The organism is Mumia sp. ZJ430 (assembly GCF_011751845.1).
GTDB lineage: Bacteria > Actinomycetota > Actinomycetes > Propionibacteriales > Nocardioidaceae > Mumia.
This window is the reverse complement of the sequence record NZ_JAAHFK010000004.1, coordinates 1-22,720: the sequence shown is the minus strand read 5'-3', so window position 1 is coordinate 22,720 and position 22,720 is coordinate 1. Positions and strand designations below refer to the sequence as shown.

20 protein-coding genes, 2 tRNA genes and 1 pseudogene are annotated in these 22,720 nt (G+C 68.3%); 6 read left to right on the top strand and 17 right to left on the bottom strand.

All coding sequences use genetic code 11. The annotated features are described in order from the left end of the window. Positions 1 to 22 precede the first annotated feature (22 nt). The 3 genes from HCT63_RS16255 to HCT63_RS16240 all read right to left on the bottom strand — a co-directional run bounded on the left by HCT63_RS16255 (position 23) and on the right by HCT63_RS16240 (position 2,193). A complete protein-coding gene (locus tag HCT63_RS16255; protein WP_167007309.1) occupies positions 23 to 664 on the bottom strand; it encodes a TetR/AcrR family transcriptional regulator in 642 nt (213 codons plus the stop codon). Between the two features lie 88 nt (positions 665 to 752). Further along, positions 753 to 826, bottom strand: a tRNA-Met gene (locus HCT63_RS16250). Positions 827 to 1,068: 242 nt separating this feature from the next. Further along, positions 1,069 to 2,193 (bottom strand): helix-turn-helix domain-containing protein, encoded by a 1,125-nt coding sequence (locus HCT63_RS16240; RefSeq protein ID WP_208322488.1) that lies wholly within the window; start codon positions 2,191 to 2,193, stop codon positions 1,069 to 1,071. A 217-nt stretch (positions 2,194 to 2,410) separates the two neighbouring features. Between HCT63_RS16240 and HCT63_RS16235 the strand changes: the two genes are divergently transcribed. Beyond that, positions 2,411 to 3,298 (top strand): SGNH/GDSL hydrolase family protein, encoded by an 888-nt coding sequence (locus tag HCT63_RS16235; RefSeq protein WP_167007306.1) that lies wholly within the window; start codon positions 2,411 to 2,413, stop codon positions 3,296 to 3,298. A 234-nt stretch (positions 3,299 to 3,532) separates the two neighbouring features. On the opposite strand, the gene HCT63_RS16225 is transcribed toward HCT63_RS16235, so the two are convergent. Together HCT63_RS16225 and HCT63_RS16220 are read right to left on the bottom strand one after the other, a co-directional pair. Further along, positions 3,533 to 3,606, bottom strand: a tRNA-Met gene (locus tag HCT63_RS16225). Positions 3,607 to 3,656: 50 nt separating this feature from the next. Continuing rightward, a complete protein-coding gene (locus HCT63_RS16220; protein WP_167007303.1) occupies positions 3,657 to 4,931 on the bottom strand; it encodes a chloride channel protein in 1,275 nt (424 codons plus the stop codon). 154 nt (positions 4,932 to 5,085) lie between these two features. Here HCT63_RS16220 and HCT63_RS16215 point away from each other — a divergent pair, with 154 nt between their 5' ends. Continuing rightward, a complete protein-coding gene (locus tag HCT63_RS16215) occupies positions 5,086 to 7,896 on the top strand; it encodes an FAD/NAD(P)-binding protein (protein ID WP_167007300.1) in 2,811 nt (936 codons plus the stop codon). On the opposite strand, the gene HCT63_RS16210 is transcribed toward HCT63_RS16215, so the two are convergent. From HCT63_RS16210 to HCT63_RS20725, 11 genes and pseudogenes are all read right to left on the bottom strand, one after another. After that, entirely contained in the window at positions 7,883 to 8,407 is a 525-nt protein-coding gene (locus HCT63_RS16210) for a hypothetical protein (RefSeq protein WP_167007297.1), read from the bottom strand. The genes HCT63_RS16215 and HCT63_RS16210 overlap by 14 nt on opposite strands. Then, positions 8,404 to 9,015 (bottom strand): nuclear transport factor 2 family protein, encoded by a 612-nt coding sequence (locus HCT63_RS16205; protein ID WP_167007294.1) that lies wholly within the window; start codon positions 9,013 to 9,015, stop codon positions 8,404 to 8,406. The genes HCT63_RS16210 and HCT63_RS16205 overlap by 4 nt, the downstream gene beginning before the upstream one ends. Next, positions 9,012 to 10,178, bottom strand: coding sequence for an MlaD family protein (locus HCT63_RS16200; RefSeq protein ID WP_167007291.1), 1,167 nt, complete (start codon positions 10,176 to 10,178; stop codon positions 9,012 to 9,014). Before HCT63_RS16200 ends, HCT63_RS16205 begins: the two co-directional genes overlap by 4 nt. Then, a complete protein-coding gene (locus HCT63_RS16195) occupies positions 10,178 to 11,488 on the bottom strand; it encodes an MCE family protein (RefSeq protein ID WP_208322487.1) in 1,311 nt (436 codons plus the stop codon). The genes HCT63_RS16200 and HCT63_RS16195 overlap by 1 nt, the downstream gene beginning before the upstream one ends. 86 nt (positions 11,489 to 11,574) lie before the next feature. Beyond that, positions 11,575 to 12,609, bottom strand: a complete 1,035-nt coding sequence (locus tag HCT63_RS16190; protein ID WP_167007288.1) for an MCE family protein — start codon at positions 12,607 to 12,609, stop codon at positions 11,575 to 11,577. Beyond that, the gene (locus tag HCT63_RS16185; RefSeq protein ID WP_243843082.1) at positions 12,606 to 13,637 is read right to left on the bottom strand and encodes an MCE family protein; all 1,032 of its coding nucleotides are present in this window, start codon (positions 13,635 to 13,637) and stop codon (positions 12,606 to 12,608) included. The genes HCT63_RS16190 and HCT63_RS16185 overlap by 4 nt, the downstream gene beginning before the upstream one ends. Further along, entirely contained in the window at positions 13,637 to 14,644 is a 1,008-nt protein-coding gene (locus HCT63_RS16180) for an MCE family protein (RefSeq protein WP_167007286.1), read from the bottom strand. Before HCT63_RS16180 ends, HCT63_RS16185 begins: the two co-directional genes overlap by 1 nt. Further along, entirely contained in the window at positions 14,641 to 15,930 is a 1,290-nt protein-coding gene (locus HCT63_RS16175) for an MCE family protein (RefSeq protein ID WP_167007285.1), read from the bottom strand. The genes HCT63_RS16180 and HCT63_RS16175 overlap by 4 nt, the downstream gene beginning before the upstream one ends. Next, entirely contained in the window at positions 15,927 to 16,781 is an 855-nt protein-coding gene (locus HCT63_RS16170) for an ABC transporter permease (RefSeq protein ID WP_167007284.1), read from the bottom strand. The genes HCT63_RS16175 and HCT63_RS16170 overlap by 4 nt, the downstream gene beginning before the upstream one ends. A gap of 5 nt (positions 16,782 to 16,786) precedes the next feature. Beyond that, positions 16,787 to 17,536, bottom strand: coding sequence for an ABC transporter permease (locus tag HCT63_RS16165; protein WP_243843143.1), 750 nt, complete (start codon positions 17,534 to 17,536; stop codon positions 16,787 to 16,789). Positions 17,537 to 18,073: 537 nt separating this feature from the next. Continuing rightward, a pseudogene (locus HCT63_RS20725) lies at positions 18,074 to 18,562 on the bottom strand (ATP-binding cassette domain-containing protein); the annotation flags it as partial. Positions 18,563 to 19,258: 696 nt separating this feature from the next. Here HCT63_RS20725 and HCT63_RS16155 point away from each other — a divergent pair. Then, complete coding sequence (locus HCT63_RS16155; RefSeq protein ID WP_167007283.1) at positions 19,259 to 19,888, top strand: hypothetical protein; 630 nt, start codon at positions 19,259 to 19,261, stop codon at positions 19,886 to 19,888. Between the two features lie 101 nt (positions 19,889 to 19,989). On the opposite strand, the gene HCT63_RS16150 is transcribed toward HCT63_RS16155, so the two are convergent. After that, positions 19,990 to 20,796: a hypothetical protein gene (locus HCT63_RS16150; RefSeq protein ID WP_167007282.1), complete on the bottom strand. Its 807-nt coding sequence runs from the start codon at positions 20,794 to 20,796 to the stop codon at positions 19,990 to 19,992. Positions 20,797 to 21,036: 240 nt separating this feature from the next. Here HCT63_RS16150 and HCT63_RS16145 point away from each other — a divergent pair, with 240 nt between their 5' ends. The 3 genes from HCT63_RS16145 (at position 21,037) to HCT63_RS16135 (ending at position 22,703) form a co-directional block, all read left to right on the top strand. Further along, a complete protein-coding gene (locus HCT63_RS16145) occupies positions 21,037 to 21,255 on the top strand; it encodes a hypothetical protein (protein ID WP_167007280.1) in 219 nt (72 codons plus the stop codon). Positions 21,256 to 21,275: 20 nt separating this feature from the next. Next, the gene (locus HCT63_RS16140) at positions 21,276 to 21,977 is read left to right on the top strand and encodes a hypothetical protein (RefSeq protein ID WP_167007278.1); all 702 of its coding nucleotides are present in this window, start codon (positions 21,276 to 21,278) and stop codon (positions 21,975 to 21,977) included. A gap of 102 nt (positions 21,978 to 22,079) precedes the next feature. Then, entirely contained in the window at positions 22,080 to 22,703 is a 624-nt protein-coding gene (locus HCT63_RS16135; protein WP_167007275.1) for a hypothetical protein, read from the top strand. The last annotated feature ends 17 nt before the right edge of the window (positions 22,704 to 22,720 follow it).

The window sequence follows — 22,720 nt, the reverse complement described above, 5'->3', positions numbered from 1 at the left end:
CGAGGGAACCTAGAGGCGGACTCTAGTTAATCAGACCATCGAGAAGTGCCACCCCGGCCTCGCTCACTGCCCGCTCGATGCGCTCGGGCGACAGCATCAGGTCATCGCGCCGCAGCGCCAGCGCGGCGATCCCGTTCCAGGCGCCGAACAGGACGTACGACATGAGCTCCGGATCGACCCGGCGGATCGCGCTCGCCTCCACGGCATCGCGGATGCTCTCCTCGAACTCGCGCCGGAGCTGGCTGAACCGCGCGACGACCTCGGCCTCGACAGGCGTGCGAGGACCGCGTTCACCGGTCACGGTCAGGTACTTCACCACCGCGGGGTGTTCGAGGAGCAACTGCATGTAGGCGGTGCCGACACCGGCGAAACGCTCGAGCGGGGGCACCTCCGCCGTGTACGCCGATCGGAGCGCGTCCGTGGCCACGGCCAGGACCCGCTCGGTGACGGCTGCCAAGAGCGCGTCCTTGGTCCCGAAGTGCACGTACACCGAGGCGGCCGAGACCCCGGCCTGAGCAGCGACGTCCTCGACCCGGATCTCCTCCGGCGCCCGCTGCGACAGCAGGAGCTCTGCCGCGTCGAGCAGGAGCACGCGGGTGCGCTCCTTGCGACGCGACCCACGCGCGGCGGCGTCACCCGCGACGGGCTTCTGGGCGTCGGTCACGAGACACCACACTAGGGCCGCGAACGGAGCGCGAGAAAGCATCAGGGCCCGATCTGCGCTTCCGCAGATCGGGCCCTGTCTTTCTTTGTAGCGGGGACAGGATTTGAACCTGTGACCTCTGGGTTATGAGCCCAGCGAGCTACCGAGCTGCTCCACCCCGCGTCGGTGACACGAGCCTAGCGGACGCCATCTCCGACCCCGCACGCGGGTTGGCCTGTGCGGTCACATCCCTCCCGGCCGCCACGGGTTGATGCAGGGGACGCCGAGGGCCGCGAAGTGCCGCGTGTTGCGTGAGACGACGGTCATTTCCGCCGCCTGGGCGACGGCCGTTCGGTGACGCGCTCACCCCTGCGGGAAGGTTGCGGATAAGGATCTGTTCCACGACGACCACGCGCCCGAGTTCCTCAACCACTGGCGCCGTCGGCCCGGTGGGCGCGGGCGATCAGCGCCGCCCGCAGCCCTGGCAGATCCTGGTGCCGGATCGGCGACAGGCCGGTGAGCGTGTCGATGCGGCGGATCCGGTAGTCGACCGTGTTCGGATGCACGTGCAACGCCGACGCCGTCGCCCTCCGATCAAGCCCTAGCTGCAGATAGAGCTCGAGCGTGTTGAGCAGCTCCGGCCGCGCCTCCAACGGTTCGAGAAGCATCGCGAGGCCCGGCAGCGCCGCCGTCGCCCGACTCAGCTGATAGTCGAGCAGCACGTCGGCGAGCTGATAGAGACCAGGCGGCCGACCGGTACGGCGTACGAGGTCGATGATCTCGCGGTCCTGCGCGACGGCGCTCGGGATCTGCGAGGGCTTCACCACGCTTGCCGCAGCCGTGACATCGACGCCCGCTGACTCGGCGGCACCGGCGACGACCTTGCGCAAGTCGTCCCAGTCGGCGGGGCCCTCCGTGGGGAACAGCACCGTGCCCCCAGTCGAGTCAAGACGTACGAGAGCCTGCTCCGCACCGACACGATCCAGCAGCTCGCGCACACGACGAAGCTTGCGCCGCGCAGCGATCCCCGCGCTGGCACCCGGCGCCTGCTCATCGGGGTGGGGCGCGATAGCAAGCACCATGGCGACGTATTCAGGTGCCGGCGTGAGCCCCGTCGACGCGTCGGCTTCGCCGGCCAGCAAGGCACTCATCGCCGCGTGCCGACCCTCGCGCTCCTCACCGTCGACAAGCCGACGTGCCTCCATGTAGGCACTCGTGACAGCCACCACCATCTTGCGATGAACGTCCAGAATGTGCCCCAACGCCTCTCGCATATCGGCGAGATCATCAGGGCTGGCGTCGGTGGATATCCGCTCCCAGCACATCGCCAGTCCAAGCTGATAGGCGGAAAGGATCGAGTCGAGGGGCACGCCCTCATCCGCGCGATGTGCCGCGGACTCACGCAGCGGCTCGAACTCACCACTGCTCGCCGGGCACCGACGCTCGACGACGTCTGCGGTCATACGCAGGCAGCGCTCGACGATGTCGACGATGTCGTGGGTGAGCTCCTCGAAGGGGAGATCGGAATAGGCGGGGATCTCCGCGAGCATCTGCGCGACGACATTTCGGGCAAGCTCAGGCGCGCCGATGCGCAGTCGAGACGCGATCGGCTCACCGGCGATCCGCAACGGATCCGCCGTTTCCCCCTTGTTGCTCGTCACAAAGCGCGCCTAATAAATCTAAGTCACATGATGATGAACTCGCTGTTACCACCTCGGCAGCATATTCCTCACCCGAACTATTCGCCGAGAACTTCGAGGTGTCAGCATGAGACTTCGCTTCATCAATTCCCGTCGCCGGACCGCCGTCGTCGCGCTCGCGACGGCGTGCATTTCGGCATTCGCGGGACTGGTTGTGGCGTCGCCGGCGACCGCCGACGAACCCGTCAAATACGTAGCCCTCGGTGACTCGATGGCCTCTGGACCACTGATCCTTCCGTTCACCGGGCCGATCGCGTGCGGCCGCTCGACCCGCAACTACGCGCGCCTGCTCGCCGCGCAGGTCAAGGCCACGTCCTTCACCGACGTGACGTGCAGCGGCGCCGACACGGGCGACCTGTTCTCTCCCATGAAACTGTCGCTCGCTGGCGTTGACGCCGGCACCGCACCCGCTCAGCTCGATGCTCTGAAGCCTGATACCACCCTCGTCACACTCACGATCGGCGGCAATGACGCCGGCCTCGTCGGCGTCGCCCAGGACTGCATCCGGCTCAACTACTTCGCCACCCCGTGCATGAACGCGCTCACCGCTGGCGGTGTCGACAAGATCGCCAACCGGATCAATGATTTCGCGCCTGATCTCGCCGCGTCCCTCCAGCGCATTCACGCGCTGTCTCCGCAGGCGCGGGTCCTCGTCACCGGCTACGGGTACTACATCAAACGCAACGGATGCTGGCCGAAGCAGCCGTGGTTGCCGAAGGACGCGAACTATCTGCAAGAAAAGGTTCACCAGCTCAACGTCACGATCGCCGCGGTAGCGGCGGCCAACGACGCGGAATATGTCGACGTCGAGACGCCGAGCGTCGGGCACGATGCGTGCCAGGCACCCGCCACGCGATGGGTCGAGGGACTTGTTCCCACCAGCCCCGCATCTCCTCTTCACCCGAATGCCGCGGGCGAGGCAGCGTACGCCTCGATCATCGGCGCGACGCTCTAGGAGACTTCGCGGTCTCAGAGGTCGAAGCCACCTGACGCCTCGATGTCCTGGGCCGTGATCCAGCCGCTGCCCTCGGAGAGGAGGAACGCGATCACCTTGCCCACGTCCGATCCCTCGCCGATACGCGACCCAGTTCGGCCTTCCACCCGCAAGGACGCCGCCCGGCTGCGGGTCGACGCGCGGCCACACGCACTCAGGCCCGCAGATCAACTGATCTGCGGGCCTGAGTCTTTGTAGCGGGGGCAGGATTTGAACCTGCGACCTCTGGGTTATGAGCCCAGCGAGCTACCGAACTGCTCCACCCCGCGTCGGTAGGTAAGACAGTACAGGACGCCTCCCGCAGGCCCAACCCTGCCCCTCACGCCGGCGCCTTCCGCCGGCGGCTCGCCATCGCGACCAGCACCCCCGACCCCGTCACCGCGATGTACGCGGTGAGGACGGCGACGGCGATCGGCACCGTCTCCAGCGCCCCGAGGTCCATCATGAGCGCCGCCATCAGGACGAGCGAGAACGGCGCGGCGACGATCGCCCCGGGCAGCGCGGCGAAGACGCAGCTGAACGCGAGCGCGACCGGGATGTCCGGCACGAGCAGGTGGATCGCATAGCCGTACGTCCCGCCGATGAACAGCATCGGGAAGAACGGACCACCGATGAAGCCGGACTCCGTACAGACCGCGAACGTGACCATCTTCGCCAGCACGATCACGAGCAGGAACCCGGCACCGAGGCTCGACCCGGACCCGACCACGGTCTCGAGCTGGTCGCTCCCGGTGAACAGCGTCAGCGGGAGCGCGACAGCGACGAGGCCGAACACCACTCCCCCGACCACCGGCCGTACGACCGTCTTCGTCGTGAGCGGAGCGACGAGCCGGCGCACCACCCCCGTGATGACGGCGAGCACGAGCGCGCCGGCCGCGGCAGCGAGCCCGAGGCCCACGCCCGCGAGGATGTGCCAGTCCTCGAACGTGTAGGAGGGGACCTCGTAGATGCCGAGGAACGTCGTCCCCGCGATCGGGTAGAAGATCGCGAACGCGACCGTCGCCGACACCAGCGACCCGAACACCACGTGCGTGAAGCGACGCCGGTGCGGCTTGGCCAGCTCGAGCACGAGCAGCGTCGCCACGATCGGCGAGGCGAGCAACCCTCCGTACGAGGCCGCTGTCCCGGTGAGCATCGTGGCCTTCTGCATGTCCGGATCCGTACGGCGCTGGCCGACGAGCGTGCCGAGTCCCCCGCCCATGGAGCCGAGTGCGGCCTCCGGACCGAGGCTGGCTCCGCCGACGAGGGAGACGGTCGACACGGCGACCGTGCCGGGCACGCTCCGCGGCTCGACGTGCTCTTCAGCCAGCTCGTCGACGAGCCCTGGGACGTGCGCCGGCATCCGCAGGAAGTGACGGATGAGGCCGACGACCAGCCCGGCGCCTGCGGTGACGGCGACCCACCACCACCGCCCGCCCCACCAGCCGTTGCTCGTCGGGTCGCTCCAGAAGTCGCCGTTCTCGACGACGAAGAGGAACACCAGCCCCCCGAACGCGAGGGTGACGCCGAAGACGACAGCGTCGCGGAGCAGACGCCAGAAGTCACGCGAGTGCGCGAGCGGCGCCATCTGGGGCGTGTCCGTCTCGTCCGCCACCGGCCCCCGCCTTCCGCTCGACGTCGCGCACACGCGTCGGGCGCAACGTACCGCCGCGTACGGAGCCGGGCCAGCGGAAGCAGCATGCTTCGCCAAACTCAACTTGGTCACTATAGTTACCCGAGTCAGCGCTCCGTCCGGACCGAGGTGACCCGTGACCGCTCCCCGCCGTACCCGCCCGACCGTCGTCATCGTCGGCGCGGGAGCATCCGGCACGTTGGTCGCGCTGCATCTCGCGCGGACCGCGGGCGGACGCTCCACCGGCGTCGACGTCGTCCTCGTCGACCCGGCCGACCGCTGGGGCCGCGGCCCGTCGTTCGGGACGCTCGACGACCAGCACCTCCTCAACGTCCCCGCCGCGGGGATGAGCGCGCTCCCCCAGGACCCCGCCCACTTCGTGGCGTGGCGCACCCGCGAGGACGCCGAGCACGGCAGCGATCCCGGGACGTTCGCCCGGCGCCGCCAGTACGCGCGCTACCTCGACGAGACGCTGACCGAGGCCTACCAGGGCCCGCCCGGCGAGTTCGCGTCGCTGCGCCACCTCCGGACCCGCGCGGTCGCGCTGCGCCGTACGCCCTCCGGCGCCGTCGTCGCCACGGCCGACGGACGTGACCTCGCCGCCGACGCGGTCGTCGTCGCCACCGGCTTGCCCGCCGCCGGGCACGCCTGGGCGCCCGAAGCGCTGACCGGCTCGGCCTTCTTCGTCCCCGACCCGTGGGCACCCGGCGCAGTCGACGTCGTCCGCCGAGACCGCTCCGGCCCGGGCGACGTCCTGCTCGTCGGTACGGGACTAACGGCCGTCGACGTCACCTTGTCGCTCACCGACGCCGGGTCCCGCGACGACCGGGTGGTCCGCGCGATCTCCCGCCACGGCCGACTCCCCCGCCGCCACGCCTCCGAGCTCAAGCTCGCCGCCATCCCCGACGTCTCCGACTGGGGCGACGACCTGGCATCGATCCTCGACGCCGCGGCCCGCCACCTCGCGAGCGTGCGCCGTGACTCTGGCGACTGGCGGCCGGGCGCCGACGGGCTGCGGTTCCAGGTGTCGACGCTGTGGGGGCGCCTGAGCGAGGCCGACAAGCGCGCGTTCGTCGCCGACCACGCCGGCGCCTGGAACGTCCTGCGGCATCGCATGGCCCCGTCGAGCGCCGCGCTGATCGGCGGCCTGCGCCAGGCGGGGCGGCTCGTCCTCGGCACCGGCTCCGTCCTCGGCGCCGAGCCGCTGCCGGGCGGCGGGCTGCGGGTGCGGGTCTCGACAGGCTCGACCAGCGAAGGGACAGGGTCGACCAGCGAAGGGGGCGGCGAGGCCTCGTACGACGTGGGCTGGGTCGTGAACTGTACGGGGCCGCGTGCCGACATCCGGACGGTCGGCGACCCGTTCCTCGACGACCTCCTCCGCCCGCGCGGCGGCGCTGCGCTGGCCGAGGTCGCGACGGCCGGCATGGGCCTTCGTACGCAGGGTGGTCGCCTCGTCGACTCCGAGGGGCGTGCCGACGCTCCAGTCTGGACGCTCGGCGCGCTGCGTCGCGGCGAGCTGTGGGAGTCGACGGCGGTGCCCGAGATCCGCAGCCAGGCGCTCGCGGTCGCCACCTCCGTCCTCGACGCGGTCGCGCCGCAGCCTCGTCGCCTCGCGGACGGCCGGCTCGTCAGCGGTCACCACCCGGCGGCCCGTCCTCGTGACCCGCTGGGCCTCCCCCTCTCGACGACGGCCGAGGCCGCCGCCGCGTACAACGCCGGTCTCGAGCGCCTCATGCGACTGCAGGACGACGTCGAGGTGCCGTTGCGCGAGGCGGTCGCGCACGACCCCGACTTCGCGCTCGGGCACGCGACGCTGGCGCTGCTCGGCCACGAGGCCGGAGCCGACGCCGACGTGCAGGCCTCACTCGAGGCCGCCCGGCGCGCCGTCCGCAAGCGCGGCGACGAGCGTGAGCGCAGCCTCGTCGATGTCGTCGGGCAGCGTGTCCGCGACGTCCGGCACAAGGGCGCGCGGGCACTCATGAACCACCTCGCGACGCACCCGCGCGACATCCTCGCGGTCTCGGCCGCCGTCCCGACGATCGCGTTCTCCGGCGTCACCGACGTGCAGCAGGAGGCGTGGGACCTCGTCGAGGGCCTGGCGCCCGCGTACGGCGACCACTGGTGGTACATCTCGCTGCTCGCCTTCACCCGCCAGGACCAGGGCCGCTTCGAGGAGGCCGGCCTGCTCGCGGAGAGCGCGCTGTCGTGCGAGCCGTCGTCAGGCCACGCCGTGCACGCGCTGACGCACGTCATGTACGAGACGGGGCAGCACGAGGGCGGACGCGTGTGGCTCGATCACTGGGTCGCCGAGAGCGGACGCTCCGCGAGCCACCGCGCGCACTTCTCGTGGCACGCCGCGCTGCACGAGCTCGCGCTCGGCGACACCGAAGCCGTACGCCAGCGCTACTACTCGCAGCTCGCCCCGCCGACCGTGACCGGGGTCCGCGCGCTCATCGACTCGGGCTCGCTGCTGTGGCGCTGGCGCATGACGATGTCGGAGGCGGCGCCGCCCGTCCAGCCGGTGCTCGACGCCGTCGACGTCGCGCTCCTCGAGCGGCCCGAGACGCCGTTCGTGGCGCTGCATGCCGCTCTCGCGCTCGCCAGCGCAGAGGAGCACCAGCGGCTCGCCGCACTCGCGCAGCACTGCCGCAACTCGCCCGAGGCCGCCGTCCGTACGGCCGTCGCGACCGTGTGCGACGCCCTCCTGGCGGCAGGCGAGCGGCGCTGGACCGACGCCATCGCGCTGCTCGACGACGTCCTGCCCGTGCTCGTCCAGGTGGGTGGCTCTGCCGCGCAGCGCGAGGTCGTCGAGGAGACGCTGCTCTTCTGCCTCGTCAGCGCCGGTCAGGCCGAGCGCGCGTGCGCGCTGCTCGACGCTCGCCTCGACCGGCGGGCGTACCCGCTCGACCAGCGCCGTCGCGCCAACCTCACCGTCACAGTGGGGTGAGGCCCGTGACTGTCCAGGCGCCGTCGACCTTCTTGGCCTCGACCGCCAGCTGCGCCGCCGAGACGCTCGCTTCCTTGTCGTCGACGCGCTGAGACGACTGGTCGAGGAAGACCAGCAGCGTGGCGGTGTCGTCGGTGAGCTCCTTGACCGCCGCCATCTGGACCTGGGCGGTGAGCACGAGCTGCTGACCGGGAGCGCGCTCCTGGAGCGACGCGAACAACGTGTCGTACTCCTTGCGCGCGTCGCCGGACAGCACCTCGTCGGCAGCCTGCTCGGTCGTCGTCGGGTCGTCGTAGCTGTAGCTGAGCACCCGGGTGAGCGCCCGCGACACCTCCGACTGGACCTCGGCCGTCGCGGTCGTGTCGACGACGGCGAGGTTCTGGGCGGCGGGTGTCGAACGGATGTCGTACGCCATCCAGACACCGACGAGCCCGAAGACGGTCAGGGCGACCAGGAGGGCCAGCACGAGGTGCGGGCGCAGTACGGAGAGCCGCGTACGCACGGTCGTCACGAGAGGTTCACCGCCACCTGCTGGAGGTTCTCGAGGAGCCACTGGTCCCCGACCTTCACGGCGTCGGCGCTGAACCGGTTGCGCTTGAGGGTCGGCTCGGCGTCCGGGTCGGCATCGTCCTTGACCGTCACCTCCACCGAGGCGACGACGGTCGCCGTGTCGCCGTCGAGCGAGAAGACAGCGCTGTCGACGACCTTGCCCGTCGAGATCTTCTTCTGGTCGGCGAGCAGCTGGCGTTCGTCGTCACCGACCTGGGCGAGCTGGTCGTGGAGCGTGCCGGTCGTGACGTCCATCCATGCCTCGAGGCCAGCGTCCACCTCGCGGTAGTCGAGGGTGTTCATGGTCTCGATGTGGTGGGTCGCCGCGATCAGCACCTCGTCACGAACCTCGGCTTGGCTGAGCTGCTCGTCCGTGGCGGCGCTCCACCACAGGAAGACGCCGACGGCGAAGACGAGGGCCGCCGCAGCCGGCAGGACGAACCGTCGCCAACGCGGCGCGGCCGCCGTCGTCGTGTCGCTCGCCGCCGTCGCCTCGGACGGGTCGGACGGGTCGGACGGGTCGTTCGCCTCGTCCGTGTCGGCCGGCTCCTCGATCTGGTCCACGGTCATTCGCTCCCTCCCAGGAGGTCGCCCATCGTCGACGGGACGGTCACCTTCGCCGCGGCCGAGCCGTTGCTCTTCTTCGGCAAGCTGTGAGGTCCGCGGACGTTCTTCCCTGAGCTCGGGCTCGCGGTGCAGCGCGCCTTCTTGTTGAAGGGCTTGCCCGCGCTCGTGTCGGTCCCCTCGCGCAGCTCGGTGCCACCGTAGCCCGCCACACAGGGCAGCGGGTCGAAAAACGTGGGAGTGAGCCCGAGGTTCAGGCCCTTCGAGCCGTTGACCGCCCACCCGATGCTGATCGCCTCGGGGATGCGGATGAGCGCGTCCTCGACACCCTGGGAGTTCGTGCCGAAGACCTGTGCCGTCGAGACGAGGTTGCTCATGAGGACGCCCAGCGGGACCCCGACGTCCTTGAAGAGCTGGTTGATCTCCTGGGCCGCGACCGGCGAGCTGGCGATCAGCGCACGCAGGTCGCCGTCGGCATCGGCGAGCGTGGTGGCGAGGAGGTCGAGGCTCTCGCTGTAGCTCTTGATGCTGTCGGCGGCAGCGAGCTGCGTGTCGAGCACCGTCTCGGAGTTGCGGATGAGCGCGGCGCTGACGAGGAAGTTCTTGTCGGCGATCTCGTGGAACTCCAGCGACGCGTCGAGCAGCTGCGTGAGGTCTCCGCTGGCCCCCTGCGAGAGGTTGTACCCCTCGTCGATGACCGTCGTCAGGTCCTCCTGGGGCACCGAGTCTGCGAAGTCGCGGGACGTACGGAGGAGCACGTCGATCGGCTGCGGGATCGCCTCCTGGCCCGCGCTGAGCTGAGCGCCCGCGGCGAGCGTCTCGCCCCCGGTGTCGCCCCGCAGGTCGATGTACTGTTCGCCGATCGTCGAGCGGTTCGCGACCTTGACGGTGACGTCGGCCGGGATGTCGGGCGCGTCGGCGTCGATCTTGAGAACGGCCTCGACGCCGTCGTCCGTGGCCTTCAAGCTCTCGATGCGCCCGATCGGCACCCCGCGGTAGGTCACCTCGCCGTTGGTGAAGATGCCGCCCGTCTCGGGCAGCGACACGGTGATCGTGTAGCCGGAGCCGAACAGGTTGATCCCCACGTACTTCGCCCCGAGGTATGTGGTGGCGAGCAGCGCGACCACCACGAACGCGACGAGCTGGGTCTTCGTACGACCGGTCAGCATCAGTCGTCACCCTCCTTCGGTGGGGTCGCGGGGTCGTCCGGCGTCGCGCTCGGCGACTCCGGGGCCGTCGGCGACGGCGACTCCGGAGACGGCGAGGGTGAGGGCGACGGCGACGGCGACGGCGACGCCGGACTGTCAGTCGGTACGGGGATCGTCGGCCCGGGCGCACCCGGCGTCGGCGAGTCCGTGGGCGGCAGCAGCGTCGGCGGGTCGTTCCGTACGGTCAGGCGGTCCGCGTCCACCGGACTCGGCGCGGATCCGGTCTGAGCGCTGCCCGGCACCTGCGGCCACGAGCACCCGGCCGCCTTGCAGCCCGCCGGAAGCGTCCGGAAGTTCGTCGTGATGAAGACGTTCATGTAGTCGCCCTTGATCGCGCCGAGCACCGAGTCCGGGAACGGGTACGTCAGCAGGATCTCCAGCGACTTCGGGAGGTCCTCGCCCGCCTTCGCGAGCTGTTCGAGGATCGGCTCGAGCAGCTCGAAGTCGGCAACGATGTCCTTCTGCGCCTTGTCCAGCGTGTCGACCGTGACGTCCGAGAGACGGTCGAGCGCCTCGAGCATCGCGACGAGCTGCGTCCGCTGCTCGACCAGGACCTCCATGCCGGGGCTCAGCCCGTCGAGCGCCGACGCGATCTTGTCGGTGTCCTGCTCGAGCGTCTGCGACAGCGAGGCGAGCCCGTCGATGGCATCGGTGATCGCGCCCTTGCGCTCGTCGAGCGCGGTGACGAATCCCTCCATCTCACGGAGGAAACCCTTGATCTCCTCCGGGCGCCCCTTGCTCACGGCCTGCAGCTCACGGGAGATCTCCTGGAACTGCCCGATCCCGCCGCCGTTGAGCACCATCGAGAGCGCGCCGAGCACCTGCTCGACCTGCGCGGCCTGGGAGGTCGCCGCGAGCGGGATCTCGTCGCCGTCGCCGACCGGGTCGCCTGGCTCGGCGGCGGCCGGGCGTACCAGCGCCACGTACTTCTCGCCGAGCAGCGAGGTCTGCTGGAGCCGGGCGGTTGTCCCTGCGGGCAGCCGCACGCTGTCGTTGACGACGAGCGTCACCTTGGCACTGCGGCCGCCGGGATTCAGCGCGATCTTGGAGACACGACCGACGTCGACGTTGTCCACCTTGACGCTCGACTGCGGGACCAGGTCGAGCACGTCGTCGAAGTCGGCAGTGATCGTGACCGGGTCAGAGCCGACGTCCGCGCCGCCGGGCAGCGGCGCGTCGTACACGCTGCCGACGCTGCAGCCGGTGAGCGTCAACGTCGCGACGGCAGCGAGGACAGCGGGTTTCGACAGGCTCGGTTTCGACAGGCTCAACCAGCGGGTGCTCGGTTTCGACAGGCTCGGTTTCGACAAGCTCAACCAGCGGCGGGGCTGCGACAAGCTCAACCAGCGATGCGGCTTCATCGGTCCTCCCCTAGCCCGGGCAGGAGCACCGGCGGCGCGTCGTCGGACGACTGGGCGTCGAGGCCGTTCGTCGACCACAGCGACAGCTCATTGAGGTTGCCGCGCCCGTCGACGGTGTTCGTCTCGATGTTGTACGCGTTGAGGAAGTTCTGGAGGGCCAGCGGGATGGTCTGCACCGCCTCCTCAAGCGACTTCTGCTGGTTGACCAGCACCCGGGTCGGGCCTTTCAGCTTGTCGACGCTGGTCTTGAGGTTGCCCCGGTTGTCGCGGATGAAGTCGTCGAGGACGGCCAGCGAGTCACCGAGGCTCGCGATCGCGCCGGCCATGCTCTCGCGGTCCTCGGCGAGGTAGTCGGCGACCTCGGCGAACTGCCGGTTGACCTGGGCCACCGACGTGTCGTTCTCGACGAGCATGTCGTTGAACTCCTTGAGGTTCGCGATCGTCGCGAACAGGTCGTCGTCGGAGTTCGACAGCGTCTTGGTGGCCTTGCCGAACTCGCCGAACATCTCGTTGATGTCGGCGCCCTGGCCCTTGAGGTTGTCCGCGGCGACCGTGAGCAGCTCGGACAGCGCACCGTTGCGGTTGGCGCCCTCGGGGCCGAGGCGTTGGCCGACGTCGTTGAGGCTCGCGTAGAGCTCGTCGATCTCGACCGGCACCGCGGTCTTCGTGATCTCGTCGCCGGACTCGAGCTTCGCTCCCCCGACGTACGGCTCGGTGAGCTGGACGAACCGGTCGCTGACCAGCGTCGGCGCGACGATCACGGCGCTCGTGTCCGCGGCGACGTGCTGGCCCCGGTCGAGCTTCATCGACACGCGGACCTGACCGCCTTCGGGCTCCACCGCCGTCACGGTGCCGATCGCGACGCCGAGGACTTGCACGTCCGATCCTGGATAGAGGCCGATCGTGGCGTCGAACAACGCGGTCACCTCGGTGCCGCCCGCGGCGATCACCCGGTCGGACGCGAAGCCGGACAGCCCGAGCGCGGCGATGATGACCGCACCGATCGTCCACTGCTTGAGGTTGATCCTCATCGGGCACCTCCAGCCTTCGGCGAGCAGTTGCGGAGGACGTCGTTGTCGAGGACCGGCCTGCCCTGGGCGTCGAAGAGGCCGCAGATGTACGAGTCGACCCACCGTCCGTTGCCCATCGAAGTCGCCAGCATCCGGTAGTACGGGCCGATCTTGGCCAGCGCGGCGTTGAGGTTGTCCTGGTTGCGCTGAAGGATCTCGGTGACCTCGTCGAGCTTGGCGAGCGCCGGGCGCAGCTGCTCCTCGTTGTCGGCGACGAGCCCCTTCATCTCACGGCTGAGAGACGCCGTGCCCTCCCACATCGCCTTGACCGCGTCGCGCCGCGCCTGGAGCTCGCCGAGCAGGTCGCTGCCGTCGGTGATGATCTTCTCGAACTCATCGTTGCGGTTGCGCAGCGTGCTCGTGACCTGCGTCGTCGACGCGAACAGCTCGGCGAGCTCTTCGTCGCGGCTCGAGATCGTCCGCGACAGGTCGGTCAGTCCCGCGACCATGGTCTGCACCGACTCCGGGGTGTCACGGAAGGCGTCGGCGAGCGTCAGGAAGCTCTCCTCCATCTTCTCCGTGTCGATCTCGTCGATCGTCGTCGAGAGGTCGGAGAACGCCGCGTTGACGTCGTACGGGGTCATCGTGTGCTCGACCGGGATCGCTCCGTCCAGCGGCGTCGTCCCGGCCGGTTCGAGCGCCAAGTACTTCTGGCCAAGCATCGTCTTGACCTTGACCGCGGCCCGCGTTTCGCTGCCGAGCTCGACGTCCTTGATCCGGAACTTCACGACGACCTGGGCGCCGTCGAGCGAGATCTCGGTGACCTTGCCGACCTTGACGCCGGCGACCCTGACCTCGTTGCCCTTCTTGAGGCCGCCGCCCTCGGCGAAGCGCGCCTCGCGGATGTCGCCGCCGCCGATCACCGGCATGGCGTCGGCGTTGAACGTCACGAGGAAGATCAGCGCCATCGAGAGCATGCCCACGATCGCGAGGACGACCTTGTTGCGCTCCGCGAACGACGTGGGATATCTGCGCTTCACCCGACTCATCAGCGGCACCTCCCTGCGACCGGCTTCACGCCGAGATCACCCATGTAGCCCTCCGGCATCGGGATGCGGCCCTCGATGGAGCACACGTAGAAGTTGAGCCAGGAGCCATAGCTCGCGAGGCGACCGATCTTGTCGAGCTTGGCCGGGAGCCGCTGGAGGAAGGTGTCGACGACCTCCTCGTTGTCGGCGAGCACGGCCGACACGTCCTCGAGCGCCGCGATCGAGCCCTTGAGCGGCGGCCGTGTCTCCTCGAGCAACCCGCTGACGCTCGTGGTCAGGGCCCCGATCCCCGCGATCGAGTCGCCGATCGCGGCGCGGTCGGCGGCCAGCCCGCTGACGAGCTTCTGGAGGGTCACCAGTGTCGTGTCGAGCTGGTCCGTACGGTCATTGACGACCGTCAGCACGTCGTTGAGGTTGGTCACGAGCTGACCGATCACCTCGTCGCGCTCGGCGAGCGTCGACGTGAGGCTGGCCGTGCTCGACAGCAGCCCCTCGACGGTCGCGCCCTCACCCTGGAAGACGGCGATGATCTCCGAGCTGAGCTGGTTGACGTCGTCGGGGTTCAGCATCTTGAACAGCGGCTGGAACCCGTTGAACAACATCGTCAGGTCGAGCGCCGGCCGGGTCTCGCTCACGGTGAAGGTGTGCCCCTCGGGCAACGGCGCGCCGGTGGTCTCCGCCGGCATCAGCGAGATGTAGCGCTGGCCGACGAGGTTGCGGAACCGCAGCTGTGCGGTCGCGCCGGTCGTCAGCGTGACGGTGTCGGAGATCGTGAAGGTCACCTTGGCGACGCTGCGGTCGGCGACCTCGATGGTCTCGACGGTGCCGACCTTGACGCCCGCCATCCGTACGTCGTCACCCCGGTTGAGGCTGGTCGCGTCGGAGAACAGCGCCGTATAGACCGTGGACTCGCCGCTCGTGCTGTTGCGGATCGTGCCGGCGAGCGCGAGGGTCGCCAGGACCGTGACCACCGTGAACACGATGCTCTTGATCAGGGTCGAGGTCATTTGAGCGTCACCTTCGTGTGGCGGAGGGTGGGGCCCACGAGAAGGCTCGACCAGGACGGGTACTCGGCCGGCGCCAGGCCCTGGGTCGGCGCGACGAGCTCGGCGATGAGCTGGTTCTCGCCGGGCGAGTTGGCCTCACCGAGCCCGCCGCCGTCCGCGAACTGCTGCTCGAGGCGGCTCGACGGCGGCGCGGGGATCGCCGGTGGCTCGTCCGCGGCCCGTACGGGGGTCGTACCGGTCTGGCCGTTCATGTACGGGCACCGCGGCTTGCCGTTGCTGCGGTAGCGCGGGCGGTCCTTGCCTGGCAGGTACTTGCCGCGGGACTCGACGACGTTGAGCACGACATGGATGCCCGGCTCGTCCGTCCCGGCGCCGAGCACGTCGTCCATCTGCGGGACGAACGCGCTGGTGGCCCGGAGCAGGCAAGGGAACTGCGAGGCGTACGGGGCGGTGGCCTTCAGCGCGACGCGGCTCTCCTCCGAGAGGACGATGATCGTCTTCTTGTTGTCCTTGACCCAGCCGGTGGTCTCGTCTCCGGCGGCGATGACGTTCGCATACACCTCGCCGAGCTCGGTGCGCTGCTCGGTCAGGGTCTTGGAGGTGGTCGTCATCGTGTCGAGCGCGTTGATGAGGTCGGGCAGCGCCTCTTCGTACTCGACCGCGAGCTCACCGAGCTTGCCGAAGTCCTCGGCCATCTGCGGCACCAACGGGTTCATCTTGTCCATGTAGCCGGCCCAGCTCGACATCGAGTCGCCGATCTCGGTGCCGCGTCCGCGCAGGAACGCGGCCAGCTCGCCGAGGGTGGCGGACAGCTTCTCGGGCTGGATCGACTGGAGCAGCGGGAGGAGCTCGTCGAAGACCTCCTCCAGCTCGATCGCCTCGTCTGAGGTGTCCTGGCGGATCGTGTCCCCCGACGAGAGCGCGCCGCCAAGGGACTCCTCGGGTGCTTGGAGCGCCACGTATCGCTCACCGAACAGTGTCTTGGGGAGCAGCCGCGCGACCGTGTCCGGCGGGAGCTCGTCGGCGATCTCGGGCTCGAGCGCGAGGGTGAGCGTGGCCCCTTCCTCAGCGGCCTCGACCGACGTCACCGTCCCCACGGGCACACCGTTGAGCTTGACGTCGGACCCCTTCTGGAGGGCGTTGCCGATCGTCCCGGTCGTCAGCCGGACGTCGGTGCTCGACACAAACGCCTTGTTGTACACGAGCATCGCGGCAGTGACGAACGCCGCGATGAGCAGGAAGTAGCCGACGCCGAGGAGGCTGTCGAGCAGTCGCGTCGACCTCATCCGGCGATCCTCACCGTCGTCGTCGTGCCCCACATCGCCATCGACAGGACGAGGTCGAGGACGGCGACGGTGACGATGCTGCGGCGCACGGAGTGACCGACCGCCGTGCCGACGCCTGCCGGACCGCCGCTCGCCTTGAAGCCGAGCCGGCAGTGGATCAAGATGATCAGCACCGCGAACACGAGCACCTTGGCGAACGACAGCAAGATGTCGATCGGTGGCAGGAACAGGTTGAAGTAGTGGTCGTACGTGCCCGCCGACTGCCCTCGGAAGAAGACGGTGACGATCCGCGAGCCCGCGTACGAGGTGAGCAGGCCGATCACGTACAGCGGGATGATCGCGATGAATCCGGCGACCACCCGGGTGCTGACGAGGAACGGGACCGCACCGACACCCATCACCTGCAGCGCGTCAATCTCCTCGCTGATCCGCATCGCGCCGAGCTGAGCGGTGAAGCCCGCGCCAACGGTCGCCGAGAGTGCGAGTGCGGCGACGAGCGGGGCGATCTCCCGGGTGTTGAAGTAAGCCGAGATGAACCCGTTGAGGGTGGACGTGCCGATCTGGTCGAGCGCGGCGTAGCCCTGCATGCCGACGACGGTGCCGACGAACAGGCTCATCCCGACCATCACGCCGACGGTGCCGCCGATGACGGCGAGCGCACCGGATCCGAAGCTGACCTCGGAGAGGAGCTTGAGGACCTCCTTCGGGTAGCGGCGGATCGCGGTCGGAATGGCGGCGATCACCTGCCCGTGGAAGCGGATGTCCTGCCCGGTGTCGGCCAGCGCGTCCAGTGCCTTGTCCCACGGCCGCCGTCGGCGGACACGAGGCGCGATGTCGGGGGTGGAGGTCATGACGGTCAGGCTCCCTTGCCGGGCACCAGCTGGAGATACAGCGTGGTGAGGACGAAGTTGACGAAGAAGAGCAGGAGGAAGGTGATGACGACCGACTGGTTCACCGAGTCGCCGACACCCTTGGGTCCGGGGCGGGTGTTGAGGCCCCGGTACGCCGCGACGACGCCGGCGATGAAGCCGAAGATGACGGCCTTCAGCTCGCCGACCCACAGGTCGGAGATCTGCGCGAGGGCGGTGAAGCTGGCGAGGTAGGCCCCGGGGGTGCCGCCTTGCACGACGACGTTGAAGAAGTAGCCACCGAGGACACCGACGACCGAGACCAGACCGTTGAGCAGGACCGCGGCCCCCATGCAGGCGAGCACGCGTGGCACGACGAGTCGCTGGATCGGTGACACCCCGGTCACCTTCATCGCGTCGATCTCATCGCGGATCGTCCGTGCACCGAGGTCGGCACAGATGGCCGCACCGCCCGCACCCGCGATCACGAGAGTCGTGACGATCGGTGCCGCTTGTTGAACGACCGCGAGGACGCTCGCCGCGCCGGTGAACGACTGCGCGCCGACCTGGATGGTCAGTGTGCCGAGCTGGAGTGCGATGACGGCGCCGAACGGGATGGCGACGAGCATCGCCGGGACCCACGACACCGACACCACGAACCAGAACTGCTCGAGCGCTTCACGGGCAGCGAACGGGCGACGGAAGGTCGCGCGGATCGTGTCCAGGCCCAGGGCAAAGAGGTTGCCGATCTCGTCCAGACCCCGGACGACGGCGGGCTTCTTGCGGAGTGGGGCTACTGGGTCAGTCTCCTCGTCGTCGGCGACGATGAGGGGCGCCTTGCCAGACGAGACCCTCCCGCCGTGGCGAACCGCGCCAGCTCGTACCGCCCCCGACGTCGGGACGAGCTGGCGCGGTAGCACTTCGATGGCGCGCGCCCCGGCGCGCACCATCGTCGCGGTCCCCCCGCCGTCGGGGTAGCCGTAGACCGGCTCCTCCGGACGTTCGTGGACCGTGCTGTGGTCGACCTCTTCGCTCATCCCGATCGGCCCGTCGGGGTCGCCGCTCATGAACTGCGACACGACGGGATGGTCGGTCAGGAGGAATTCCTCGCGCGGGCCGAACATGACGAGTTCGCGGCGATAGAGCATGCCGAGGTTATCCGGCAACGTCCGCGCGAGCTCGATGTTGTGGGTGACGACGAGCATCGTCGCGTCGGTCTGCGTGTTGACGTCGAGGAGGAGCTGAGCGAGGTTCGCCGTACGGACCGGGTCGAGGCCCGAGTCCGGCTCGTCGCAGAGGATGATCGACGGCTCCGTGACGAGCGAGCGGGCGAGGCCGGCGCGCTTGCGCATGCCGCCGGACATCTCGCCGGGGAGCTTGTGCTCCTGACCGAGGAGGCCGACCATCTCCAGCTTCTCGGAGACGATCTGCTTGATCTCCTTTTCGGTCTTGTTGGTGTGGGCGCGCAGAGGAAACGCGACGTTGTCGTAGACCGGCATCGAGCCGAAGAGGGCGCCGTCCTGGAAGAGGACGCCGAAGCTCTTGCGCAGCTCGAGGCGCTGCGACTCCTTGGCGCGGCACATGTCGACGCCGTCGATGTGGGCGACACCGGCCTCCGGTTGGATCAAGCCCATCAGCGACTTGAGGAACACCGACTTGCCCGTCCCCGAAGGGCCGAGCAAGGCGGTGATCTCGCCGGGCGGGAGAGTCAGGGTCACGTCACGCCAGATGTTCTGGCTCCCGAAGCTCTTCGTGAGGCCCTCGACCTCGACCGTCCCACCCATGCGTCCTCCGTCGGTTTCCCTGAGCACGCGACGGCGCGCCCTTGATAAGTAGGCGGCGCCGGGCCGCCCCCTCAGGTGACCGGCGCCTGCGATGAAGTTAGGTGTGGTCCCGGTCACGCAACAGAGGGTTGACCAAAGAGGGCCCCTTCGTGACCCTTTCGTGACCATTTCTTGTCACCTGGCTCACAAGGTTTCCGAACCGTGCGGAGGCCCGCCGCTCCAACGCTCCGCAGCCCCTCCGCCGAGCCCGCCACACTGGCCCTCAACTGACCATCTGGATGCTCATGGGACTGAACATCCAGGCCGACCAGAAAGCATCCGACCGTCGCGAGTCTCGACACGCCCGTCGTACGCCCGGCATGGTCACAATGGAGCCGGGCGCGGGGGGACGCGCCCGGACCGACCTCGAGGAGTCTCGATGCGATTCACGAAGATTTCTGCCTGTTGAGGCGCGGTTGCCCTCAGCACCGCTACCACGCCCCGCATCGCTGACGGCATCGCGTGGGCTTCGCGTTACCTTCGCGACCCGCCACGTCGGTGGATGTTCAGGTACCTGAACATCCACCGACGTGGCACACGGACAGGGCTGCACACATCTGGACAGGTCAATCCCCGTATCGCCAGTGTGAACTCCAGTTACGCCAGTTCGGAAGGCATGCATGAGGCTGCCTTCACCTGTCGCAGGAGGACACGTTCATGACCATGAAGACCACACGTCGTTGGGTTCGTCGGGCCGCCACCATCAGCGCCGCCGCCGCCCTGACCATCGCCCCCGCAGCCGCCGCCAACGCCCTCGGCCTCGAACACGACGCCGAAGGCACCTCCTACATCAACTCCACCGACTCCACCATCAACGTCGGACCCACCACACTGACCACCAACCTCGACGTCAACACCGGCGACTTCACCGGCCACATGCCCCTACCCGGCACCCGCACCAAATTCGAAGTCATCGGCTTCATCCCCGTCGAAGCCGACGTCACCTTCGTCGAAGCCGCCCCCATCACCGGCCGCATCGACATCGTCAACAACAACACCCCCGTCACCTCCACCGCCAGCTACTACATCAAACTCTCCAACATCAAGATCGCCGGCTTCCCGACCTTCGCCGGCCCCTTCTGCCGCACCAAGGACCCCGTCACCATCCCCGCCAACACCCCCGCCGGCGGCAACTTCAACCTCATCACCGGCGGCACCCTCGGCGGCACCTACACCATCGGAGACTTCCAGCACTGCGGCCTCAACACCTGGCTCATCAACCTCCTCGTCCCCGGATCAGGCAACACCCTCAACATCAACGTCACCAACGGCCGCATCCTCGGCTAACACAAAGCCAGGCGTCACGAAGGAGAGCCCGGGAGTCTGATGACAGACTCCCGGGCTCTCTTCCTTGAGACGAGAGCGCACCTACGACATGGCCGTGGACCTCAGTCGCCACGCTTCGGATACGGAAACTCCGCAGGAAGCTGATCCATCTCGCAGCCCGCCGCTTCTGGTGTCGACTCTCCCGGCGCCGGCGGAAGACCTCCCAGTGGCGACTTCTTCGTGCAGATCCCCGCACTGACCTGGAGCTTGATCGGGTTGCCAGGACCCGAGACCGTTGCCGTCACAAGTCGCGACACGTCGTCGCCACTCTTGGTTACGCAACCCGAGAACGCAGGAACGTCGACCGTCCCGGCAAGTCGTCCACCAACGGCGACTCGGTAGTGCTTGCTAAGGTCCATCTCCGTCTCCGATAGATCGCCGCCGCCATCGCCCAACACGGAGAGTTTCGCTGGCCGCACAGTCCGGCATTGCCCGGCAAGTCGGAGATCCTTGCCATCCACCTTGACGGCCAGCACCTTCACCCAGAGCACGTCGTCGATCTGGGAGTCATGGTAGAAGTTGACGACCACCCCCGGCGTGCCGGTGTCAACATCATGGTCGGTCGTGAAGGTGAGCCCAATCGGCAGCCCGTCCGGGCCTCGCCGCTGACTGATCTGGACGACCGCTTCGACGGGAATCGCACCGAAAGCGACAGTCCTGACCGTCACAGGCTCCATGTCTCCGTAATTGTGCCTGGAACCAGGCGGAGACACGAAATACACGAAGTTCCTGAAATGGTTCGTGCTTGACCATTGATGCTCGGGCGGGTAGTTCGAGAACGACAACTGGCTCCACGCGGCCGTCGGAACAGTGGGAATCCGCACCCACTGCTTCGCTCGAACCATGTGGGTCATGGCGGTCTGGGCCACCCCAATCCATCCCCCGCCGGGATATTCCGGCTCTTGATCTGGGAGGCCGGGGTAGGGGACCTCCGCGGCGCTTCGCGCGGCGAAACCACCGAGCAGCACAGCGAGAACTGGGGCTACAACAACCAGGCGAACGCCGCGACGGCGTGACATCTTCCACACGGCGACAGGCTCGCATGCCCCGGGGAGGCGGGCAAGGAAACGGCACAACGGGCTCCTCCCCGACCTCACCGTGACCCGTGGATGTTCACGTATGTGAACATCCACGGCTGCGCGCTCAACGAGCGCTCACACCCAACACGCTCTACCGCCGAGCGCATCACCGATGCGCATCACGGGCGTCCGATGCTCACCGCCCTGAGCATCGGCGCCGGCTTCGGCCAACTTCTCGTCCGCTCCCCTAGACACCGCTCAACCCGGATCGCCAAGGTGGCCTCAGTTGTGACGCCCGTCACAACATGAGTTCGAAGGGGGATCGCACCATGCGATTCAAGAAGACAGCCGCTTTCCTCGGCGCCACCGCCCTCGTCATTCTCGGCGGACCGGCCGTCGCCGGCCCGAACCACACAGTCGCCGTCGGCGGAAATTCTTCAGGCACCGTCTACAACGTGACAGGAACGTCGAAGGGTGCCGTCACCTTCGTCGTGAACGGCGTCAACATGGGCTGCACCGGCGCGACCGCCGCTGGCACCATCGACTCCGGCGCGCTCACGGCTCCCGTGGCTCCCGACACGCTCGGTGAGGACGTCGCCGTCCTTGCTACGACCACCTGGACCGGCTGCATCGGTCCGGGCGGCCTGGCGATGACCGTCACCCAGAGCTCGGCCTGGTGCCTCTACCTCAACCCGTACTCGCAGGCCTCGACCGCGCCGCTGACCAACGTCTTCAATGGCGTGATCAAGAACTGCAACGGCACAGCCGTGATGGCCAACGTCAAGGACACCGCAACCAACGGTGCGATCTGTAATTTCAACGTCCAGGGCCGCGCCGTGGGCTCCTTCAACGAGGCCGCGAAGGCCAACGGCACGCAAGACCTGACAGTCGCCGAGCCCGGCACGAACTTGACCGTCAGCGGCGTCGCCGGCTGCCTCGGCGCCATCACCAACGGAAACGGTGCCAGTTTCAACGGGGTCTACAACGTCGACACCAATGGCCCCGGAAACCGGGACATCAACATCTTCTGATCACTCAGACGAGTTACACCAGAGGGTGTGCCGGGCAGCTGCCCGGCACACCCTCCACCCATATCCCGCTAGACGCGCCACCCACTCGAAAAGGAGCACACTATGAACGGTATTGCACGTTGGGTTCGTCGGGCCGCCACCATCAGCGCCGCCGCCGCCCTGACCATCGCCCCCGCAGCCGCCGCCAACGCCCTCGGCCTCGAACACGACGCCGAAGGCACCTCCTACATCAACTCCACCGACTCCACCATCAACGTCGGACCCACCACACTGACCACCAACCTCGACGTCAACACCGGCGACTTCACCGGCCACATGCCCCTACCCGGCACCCGCACCAAATTCGAAGTCATCGGCTTCATCCCCGTCGAAGCCGACGTCACCTTCGTCGAAGCCGCCCCCATCACCGGCCGCATCGACATCGTCAACAACAACACCCCCGTCACCTCCACCGCCAGCTACTACATCAAACTCTCCAACATCAAGATCGCCGGCTTCCCGACCTTCGCCGGCCCCTTCTGCCGCACCAAGGACCCCGTCACCATCCCCGCCAACACCCCCGCCGGCGGCAACTTCAACCTCATCACCGGCGGCACCCTCGGCGGCACCTACACCATCGGAGACTTCCAGCACTGCGGCCTCAACACCTGGCTCATCAACCTCCTCGTCCCCGGATCAGGCAACACCCTCAACATCAACGTCACCAACGGCCGCATCCTCGGCTAACACAAAGCCAGGCGTCA

Excerpts from the sequence above, each read along its gene's own strand:
- HCT63_RS16240 (WP_208322488.1), bottom strand. The coding sequence starts at position 2,193 with ATGCTCGCGGAGATCCCCGCCTATTCCGATCTCCCCTTCGAGGAGCTC.
- HCT63_RS16235 (WP_167007306.1), top strand. The coding sequence starts at position 2,411 with ATGAGACTTCGCTTCATCAATTCCCGTCGCCGGACCGCCGTCGTCGCG.
- HCT63_RS16205 (WP_167007294.1), bottom strand. The coding sequence starts at position 9,015 with ATGACCGTGGACCAGATCGAGGAGCCGGCCGACACGGACGAGGCGAAC.
- HCT63_RS16200 (WP_167007291.1), bottom strand. The coding sequence starts at position 10,178 with ATGCTGACCGGTCGTACGAAGACCCAGCTCGTCGCGTTCGTGGTGGTC.
- HCT63_RS16190 (WP_167007288.1), bottom strand. The coding sequence starts at position 12,609 with ATGAGGATCAACCTCAAGCAGTGGACGATCGGTGCGGTCATCATCGCC.
- HCT63_RS16185 (WP_243843082.1), bottom strand. The coding sequence starts at position 13,637 with ATGAGTCGGGTGAAGCGCAGATATCCCACGTCGTTCGCGGAGCGCAAC.
- HCT63_RS16180 (WP_167007286.1), bottom strand. The coding sequence starts at position 14,644 with ATGACCTCGACCCTGATCAAGAGCATCGTGTTCACGGTGGTCACGGTC.
- HCT63_RS16175 (WP_167007285.1), bottom strand. The coding sequence starts at position 15,930 with ATGAGGTCGACGCGACTGCTCGACAGCCTCCTCGGCGTCGGCTACTTC.
- HCT63_RS16170 (WP_167007284.1), bottom strand. The coding sequence starts at position 16,781 with ATGACCTCCACCCCCGACATCGCGCCTCGTGTCCGCCGACGGCGGCCG.
- HCT63_RS16155 (WP_167007283.1), top strand. The coding sequence starts at position 19,259 with ATGACCATGAAGACCACACGTCGTTGGGTTCGTCGGGCCGCCACCATC.
- HCT63_RS16145 (WP_167007280.1), top strand. The coding sequence starts at position 21,037 with ATGTTCACGTATGTGAACATCCACGGCTGCGCGCTCAACGAGCGCTCA.
- HCT63_RS16140 (WP_167007278.1), top strand. The coding sequence starts at position 21,276 with ATGCGATTCAAGAAGACAGCCGCTTTCCTCGGCGCCACCGCCCTCGTC.
- HCT63_RS16135 (WP_167007275.1), top strand. The coding sequence starts at position 22,080 with ATGAACGGTATTGCACGTTGGGTTCGTCGGGCCGCCACCATCAGCGCC.